Source organism: Stenotrophomonas sp. P5_A8 (assembly GCF_056400545.1).
In genome coordinates this window covers 1-5,545 of sequence record NZ_JBFULB010000250.1, presented here as the reverse complement: position 1 = coordinate 5,545, position 5,545 = coordinate 1, and the positions used below count along the sequence as shown (strand labels likewise).

Sequence of the window (5,545 nt, the reverse complement as noted above, 5' to 3'; positions counted from 1 at the left end):
AGCTGGCCCTGTGGGACTTCAAGGTCAACCGTCCGGATCTGCTCAGCTGGTACGCCGGTGACATCGGCCTGGCAGCGGGTGTCGAGTACCGCTATGAAAGCCGCACCGATGATCGCGACGAAAACATCGACGGCAGCCGTCCGTACACGGACTGGTACACCGGCACCGTTGCGGCCAGCAATTTCTTCACGCATAGCCCGCGGCCGGACGTGCACGGCAGCCGCAACGTTAAATCGGCCTTGATCGAACTGGCGGTGCCGCTGGTCTCGCCTGCGCATGAGGTGCCGCTGGTCCAGTCGCTGGATGTCCAGATCGCGGGCCGGTGGGAGGACTACAGCGATGCCGGGAAGGTGGCCAAGCCGAAACTGGCGGCGGCCTGGAAGGTGAATGACAGCGTGCTGCTGCGTGGCTCGGTCAGCGGCGGCTTCCGCGCGCCGGGGCTGGAGCTGGTGAACTCGCCGCCGACCTACGGGTTCGGTTTCAACAGCGATGCGATCCGCTGTCATGCGTTGATCAGCAGGGGGGCGCAGCCCGATTACACCGCCTGCTTGAATGCCTACAGCAGCGGTTCGCCGGTCAAACCGTCGGTGAGCGCGGTTACCTCCTACGGCGATGACGTGAAGCCGGAGACCACCCGCCAGTCGTCATGGGGCGCGGTGCTGGAGCCGCAGTTCCTGCCAGAGCGGCTGGGCGCGGTCAGCCTGAGCGTGGATGCGTGGCGGGTGGAAGTGGAGAATCCGATCAACACCCTGGGCGAGGAGCTGCTGTACGACGCCTACCTGCGCGTGGTGGAAGGCAGCAGCAATTCCAACGTGGTGCGTGCAGCGGTGACCGCCGAAGACGCGGCGCTGTTTGAAGGGTCCGGGCTTGCACCGGCGGGCGTGGTGACCCACATCTACAACCGCTACCAGAACCGCCGGCCGCTGACGGCCTCTGGCGTGGACTACAACCTCAACTGGCGCGTGCGCGACACGGGGTGGGGCAACTTCGCGGTCCTGCTCAGCGTCAGTCAGCTCAAAGAATACACCCAGCAGAAGCCGGCCGAGATCCAGCAGGTGGCGGCCGCCATCGCGAACGGGCAGTTGAACATCATCGCGCCCGACCTGGGCGCGGCCAACGAGATCGGCATCAACGGCGCCAAGCCGGAATGGCGCGGCAGCGCCACGTTCCTGTGGAACCTGCAGGACTGGACGGTCCGCCTGCGCGACGATTACATCGGCAGCGTCAAGGCCGGCGCGTATTCGGACCGCACGCCCTACGTCGTCAAGGCCACCCAGCGCTGGGCGTTGTCGGTGAAGAAGGATTTCAACGAAGGGCGCCTCAAAGGCACCTCGGTGGAAGTGGGCGCACGCAACCTGTTCGACGAAGAACCGCCACTCAATGCCTTCGGCAATTACCTGAGCGCGTTGCACGAAACCTACGGACGTTACCTGCACGTTGGCATTTCCAAGAACTGGTGATCCGCATGAAGACCTACACACGTGTTACCTGCCTGCTGCTGGCCTTGGCTGCGGTTGCGTGCAGCCCCCGGGGCGACCCCACCGCGGCGCAGGCGCAGGCGTCGGGCACCGCGCCCGCTGCGCCGGATTTCGCGGGCGAGCATGCCGCATGGGTAAAAGGCCGTGCGGCGGACCTGGGCAAGGCCGATGGCTGGATCAGCCTGATCGGGTTGCACTGGATCGAAGCCGGAACGCAAAGCGTGGGCGCGGGCGAGGGCAACACCCTCCAGCTGGCCATCGCACCGGATCGACTGGGCCAAGTGGAGCAGCGCCCGGACGGCGTGTACTTCACGCCCGTTGAAGGCGCGCGCGTCACTTCCGACGGCACACCCGTGCAGGGCGAGGTGCGCCTGAAGCCTGAGGGACAGGGAGGTGGGACCAAGCTGGCCTATGACGAGGGCAAAGGTCAGATCACCGTGATCAGGCGCKGCCAGCGCGTGGCCTTGCGGGTGCGCCACGCCGATGCACCGGCGCGGCTCCGGTTCACCGGACTGGATTTCTTCCCGCCCGATGAGCGCTGGCGTGTGAAGGCACGGTTCGTTCCGCACCCGGCCGGCAAGACCTTGCCTATCGTGAGCGTGATCGGTCACGTCGCCGAGACCCCGAACCCCGGTTACGTGATGTTCGAGAAGGAAGGGCGCCAGTGGCGGCTGGAAGCACTGGGTGATCCGGCGAAAAGCCTGAACCTGATGTTCCAGGACAAGACCACCGGCCGGCAGACCTACGGGGTCGGGCGCTATCTTCGCACCGGCCCCGTGGCGGCGGACGGCACGGTCGCGCTGGATTTCAATCGCGCCTACAACCCGCCCTGCGCGTATACGGATTTCGCCACCTGCCCACTGCCGCCGCCGGAGAACCRCCTGGCCGATCAGGACACCAACGGCCAGCGGGTGCGACTGGCGGTGCTGGCGGGCGAGAAGAAATACGCGCTCGCCCAGCACTAAGCGGCCCTTCCGTACACGTTCACCATGGGGTGCGCATCTCGCCGCTCCTTTCGTGTCACTGCCTGGATACGTCAGCGAGCGCATGCAGCGCGTATTCTGGACAACGCCGGAGCTGTACGCCAGTGAGATAGAAGTCCGGAACTGCTTCAAGGATAGGCCAGTCAAGGCCAGCTCATATGTATTGGAGCTAACCTGTATCAAGACGTTCGCAAAGGTAAGAAAGCTGAGTCGGCCGGCCGTGAGGGTGAGGGCTCCCAGTGTGGCCCGCAAGAACTGTTCTTAATGCGGTAAAAGGTGATGGCAATCAMGTTTTACTGATGAGTGACTGAAATACATTTGGTCTCGTGTGCGAGGTGCGCGACCACCTTGAACCTCGCAATCGACGAGTTTTTGCCAAAGGCGCCGGACATGAACTTGCTTCTCAGCCTGCTTGAAGTTGCCTTGCTGTTTGCTTGCTTTCTGGGACTTGCGGCCTTGGCCGAGCGTGCCTGGAGACGACGCAGGCAGAGGCGGAAGGGAAGCCTTCCGGAGTGCGGAAGGCCCGTTCCCTGACCATGCGGCTTTTTAGATGACGAAGCGAGGGCGGCACTGAGTGGCGACAGGGCCGTATCAACCCTGAATGGAAGACGCCCGATGCGAAACATCGGGCGTCCTTGATAGTCAGGCAGAGGTGGATTGTCCCYCTGGTTGCAGACGAGTTCACCTAGGTGCGAACAAGCCCTGTCTGGTCAGTGATTCTTTCGCCACCGATAGCTCAACGCTCCCATCACAACCGATCAGTGCGATGTATTCCCGACCTTTTGCTTGGAAGTTCCACCGCCACATCCGGCTATCAGCGTTGTAGCGAGAAGAGTCAATAAACTTCACATCATTACGCGTCACGTCCTTCAGTGCTGGAAGCGTGTTTCCAACAACGTAGCGGTAGACTTGTTCCTGTTGTGCTTCGCTGCTCAAGTCCGGGCATTCTTCACGCGAACAGGCGGAGAGCGACACGGCCACGAGTAGTGCTGCAGCGTATACCGGCTTCACGGTCGGCTGCCCTGGAAGTGAACGGTGTTCCGGCCGGTGAAGTTGATCTGATAGTTCGTGGTGCCTACCGCATCACTGATCGCCTGAAGGAACGATGTCAGGGCTTCTTGGTAGTGAGGTCGATTCGAAGGGTTGGCATCGTAGGTGTCTGGGTTGAGGCCATAGTTTCCATCAAAGACATAAGTGCCCCCCGTGATGGTGAGGGTTCCAGTCAATGTCCCCGCGACCCGTCCAATCAGGCTGGCAACATGCACGTTATTGGTGACGTGATCAAAAGTGTTGTATTCGAAGAAGGCCTCGTTGAACTGATAGGTTCCATCCCCGTTGTTGTGATCACGCAAGATGTTCATGATCGGGGAGAAGTCAGTCACTTGATTGAAGAGYCCGAGATCAGCGAGKGAGACGGTCCGGCTCTCCTTTACTCCAATGTAATGCGCCACGCCCTGGATTGCGAGGAATGGGGTGTCGAAGAGGTTGCCGCGCCAAGCGGGAGGCCAGCGCATCCCGTCTTCGACCCAGGCCTGCACGGGATCGAGAATGGGGACACCATTTTGCGAGGTTGGAGTGGAACCCGGGAGCGCCCATTCCCTGTTCCCACCGAGCCAGCCGCAGTAGGCGCCGTAGCGGAAAATTTGCTGGCGCACGAAATCGCCAGGCCGGTTGCTCATCACTTTGCAGAGCTCATAGAGCTGATCCGTGCCTTCGGTCGCCCAGATCCCGTCCGAATTTGCGAAGTGAGCCCGGATGATGATGGGCGGGGGCGTGTCCTCCTGAAGGATAGGAGAGCTCAACGCGATTGCGTATTGGACGCCGCCGAAGCCGAAGTAGGGGTCTGGCTGCGGGGGCGCAAATACTGGAACGGTCGGAAGGGTAGGAACAGTCGACATGCCACGTCTCCATGTGGGAATGAGTCGCAATCGTTATGTATGTGTTAACGGCATGTCGAGGTCTTGCTGCCCGTTGGCGACCTCTACGCGAGCCACGCTACTGGGCCGAGCTTCTAATTGAGTTTCCGCTTCGTCCTTTTTCGATGCCCTCCGACAACAGCGAACGCTTCTCCGACCCGCAATCTGTTCGCCATCGCGAGCGTGCACCGGCATGTGTTTGTAATCAAGGGATGGAGGAACCCGTGATTAGGGCAAGCCTTCATCGGGCCCCTACTGATCGGGCCCCCTACTGGTAGCGGCGCCCGAATGCGATGGTATGGCCGAAGGCGCAGGATCCGACACTCCTTGATGAGCCAAGGTCCTTGATCTAGTGATTGAATCGTAGGGGCGGCAAAGTGGTCACGCGAGCCTTAAGGTACATCTGGCCGTTTGAGCCCTGTAGCGGTCGCACGCGTCAAGCTGGGATATGGTTGATGCCAGCCGCTGACATCCACGCTGCCCGATTCGGAACACATATGGCTCCGTGCGTCGACTGTGTCTGACCGCCAAAGTACTCGTCKATTKGGCGCCCGAGCACGCCGGCAGCGGAGGGCGAAGCCGGATGGTTCGAGGCGCGGGCCTAGGTCAGGACTTAGCCCAGAGTAGGGCGGCGCCGAGGGGCCGGTCATCGGGCGTGGAGGGGCAGGTGAGAAAGAGAGGACGAAAATCTATGGCTGTTGAGTGTCAGCCGGTCTGAGATTCGGCCTGCTCCGGATCAACCGTCTTGTCGCCGCCAGGCGAACATGTGCGGCACGTAATCAGCCTTTCCCAGTGGTACGCCGTTGTGGCGCAGGATGCTGTAAGCGGTAATCAGGTGGAAATAAAACTGCGGGGTGGCCCAGTTCGCCGCGTATTCGCTGCCTTTCATGTCGAAGGCAAGGCCGTCGGCCAGCTCGATGGCCACATCGCGCGAGGCGCCGGCATTGATCACGTCCGCGTCGACGCCGGCCAGGTGGTGCAATGTCTGGTCGATCAGCGCACGCGCCTGGTCCATGTCGACGGGGGCAGGAAGTGATAGCAGCGGCTGTCCACTGAGTCGACACGCCGCTTCGCGCGCCTGGGTGCAGGCGAACTGTATCTGCTTGGCAAGCGTGTGCATGTCTGGCGCCAAACGCGCTGCGAGCAGGTTGCGCGGGTCGTAGCAGAG

General features: G+C 61.9%; 5 protein-coding genes. 2 read left to right on the top strand and 3 right to left on the bottom strand.

Going from position 1 to position 5,545, the window contains the following annotated elements:
- Positions 1 to 1,460: TonB-dependent receptor domain-containing protein (locus AC1DQP_RS15435; RefSeq protein ID WP_478051948.1), on the top strand; the 1,460-nt coding region annotated here is incomplete at its 5' end.
- A gap of 5 nt (positions 1,461 to 1,465) precedes the next feature.
- Positions 1,466 to 2,443: a DUF1684 domain-containing protein gene (locus AC1DQP_RS15430; protein WP_478051947.1), complete on the top strand. Its 978-nt coding sequence runs from the start codon at positions 1,466 to 1,468 to the stop codon at positions 2,441 to 2,443.
- A gap of 699 nt (positions 2,444 to 3,142) precedes the next feature.
- On the opposite strand, the gene AC1DQP_RS15425 is transcribed toward AC1DQP_RS15430, so the two are convergent.
- The 3 genes from AC1DQP_RS15425 to AC1DQP_RS15415 form a co-directional block, all read right to left on the bottom strand.
- The gene (locus tag AC1DQP_RS15425; protein WP_457489194.1) at positions 3,143 to 3,472 is read right to left on the bottom strand and encodes a hypothetical protein; all 330 of its coding nucleotides are present in this window, start codon (positions 3,470 to 3,472) and stop codon (positions 3,143 to 3,145) included.
- Entirely contained in the window at positions 3,469 to 4,359 is an 891-nt protein-coding gene (locus AC1DQP_RS15420; RefSeq protein WP_478051946.1) for a lipid II-degrading bacteriocin, read from the bottom strand. The genes AC1DQP_RS15425 and AC1DQP_RS15420 overlap by 4 nt, the downstream gene beginning before the upstream one ends.
- Before the next feature lie 754 nt (positions 4,360 to 5,113).
- A partial coding sequence (locus AC1DQP_RS15415) for a DUF1993 domain-containing protein (protein WP_478051945.1) occupies positions 5,114 to 5,545 on the bottom strand: 432 nt, incomplete at its 5' end.